Annotated in this window: 1 protein-coding gene; it reads left to right on the forward strand. The window is 71.7% G+C overall.

Annotated elements, in window-relative coordinates; translation table 11 throughout:
- On the forward strand, window positions 1-1,920 hold a 1,920-nt coding region (locus HG543_RS53300; RefSeq protein WP_169352626.1), incomplete at its 5' end, for a sensor histidine kinase.
- Between the last annotated feature and the right edge of the window lie 155 nt (window positions 1,921-2,075).

The following is a 2,075-nucleotide window of genomic DNA, read 5'->3' on the forward strand; positions in this document are numbered from 1 at the left end:
CTTCCCTCCCAGGCGGTGTCCGACTACGCGGCCTATGGCGGCTACCACGAGGACGGCACGCCGGTGGCCGCCGAGGATTACCCCACCGCCCGCGCCCTGCTGCGGGGTGAGCACGTCCGCAACGAGCTGATGCGCTATCGGCGCGGCGACGGCGTGGACACCCTGCTCGAAATCAGCGCCGTCCCGCTGCGCTCACCCGAGGGCGCCATCACCGCCGCGGTGTGCGTGTTCTCGGACGTGGCCGAGCGCCAGCGCGCCGAACAGGCCCTGCGCGACAGCGAGGAGCGCTACCGGCAGATGTTCGAGGCGGCGCCCCAGGTCGTCTGGACCAACGCCACCGACGGCGGCGGCACGCTGTTCAACTCGCGCTGGTTCGAATTGACCGGGCAGACGCCGGAGCAGGCCGCCTCCTACGGCTGGCTGAAGGTCGTCCACCCGGACGACCTGCCCCGCCTGCGGGCCCGACGCGACGAGGGCATCCGCGAGGGGCTGACCTACGCCGTGGAGTTCCGCGTGAAGACGGCGCGGGGCGGCTACCGGTGGCTGATGGGGCGCGTGGTCCCCCTGCGCAATGCGTCCGGAGTGCTGACGGGGTGGCTGGGCGCGGCCATCGACATCCACGAGCGCAAGCGCGCGGAGGGCGTGCAGCGGTTCCTCGCCGAAGCGAGCGCGGTGCTGGCCCGCTCTCTCGATGAGCGGGAGACGCTGGAGCAGGCCACCCGAATCGTGGTGCCCGAGCTGGCCGACTGGTGCGTCGTGGACCTCAACACGCCGGGCGGGCTGGAGCGCGTGGCCGTGTTCCATCCGGACCCCGCCATGGCCTCGCATGTCGACGCCATCCGGCGCCACCGTCCCCGCGCGGGCTCCACCAGCCCCGTGCTCGAGGTCTTCCGCACCGGCGAGGCGCGGCTCATCGAGCGCTTCGAGGAAGAGGACTACGTGGCCACCACCGAGTCGGACGCGCACCTCGCCGCGGTGCGCGCGCTGGCCCCACGCCACCTCCTGGTGGTTCCGCTGGTGGCCCGCGAGAAGGTGCTGGGCACGCTGACGCTGCTGTCCGGCACCGGCCGCGAGCCCTACACCCAGGAGGACCTGCGGCTGGCACAGGACCTCGCGGGCCGCTGCGCGCTGGCGCTGGAGAATGCCCGGCTGCTGACACGGCTTCAGCGCGCGCTGCGCACCCGAGACGACTTCCTGTCCTCGGTGGCGCATGACCTGCGCAACCCGCTGACGGTCATCAAGATGCGCGCGTCGCTTCTGTCCTCCGAGGTGGCGAAACAGCGCGAGCTCGCGCCCGAGCGCCTCGCGTCCGCGGCGTCGCGCATCCTGACCGCTACGGACGAGATGGGCTCGATGCTCGAGAGCCTCGTGGACGTGGTGCGCGGAGAGATGAACCAGCCGCCGAACCCGCGGCGCACGGCCGTGGACATGGCGGCGCTCGCCCGCGAGGTGGCCGAGGACCCGCAGCAGGGCTCACGGCGTCACGAGGTGCGGGTGCACACGCCGGACGTCCCCGTCATCGCGCTCGTGGACCCGGTGCGCGTGCGGCGCATCGTCCGCAACCTGCTGACGAACGCGGTGAAGTACAGCCCGGAGGGCAGCAGCATCGACGTGAGCGTGGAGCGCCGTGAGGTGGCGGGGAATGGCTGGGCCGTCGTCGGCGTGAAGGACCAGGGCATGGGCATTCCCGCGAGCGACCTGCCCCACCTCTTCGAGCGCTTCTTCCGGGGGAAGAACGTCGCCGGACGAATCCCGGGCACGGGCCTGGGGCTGTTCGGCTCGCGCGTGCTCGCGGAGCAGCATGGCGGCCGCATCGAGGTGACGAGCGTGGAGGGCCAGGGCAGCACCTTCGTGCTCTGGCTGCCCCTGACGCCGCCGTCCTCCCCGGACGAACCATCCGGGGAGGACGCGAGCCCGTGAGTCGTCCGCTGGAACTGCTCCGGCGGGCCTAAACCGCCTCGGCGAGTCCGCTAAACATGGAGTCCAGCATGCTCGAAGAAGGAGCGGAGGACATCGGGACGATGCTGGAGGGCGCGGAATTCCCTTCTTGCCAAGCGCATGAGGTCCGAAATGGC

The organism is Pyxidicoccus fallax (assembly GCF_012933655.1).
Classification (GTDB): domain Bacteria; phylum Myxococcota; class Myxococcia; order Myxococcales; family Myxococcaceae; genus Myxococcus; species Myxococcus fallax.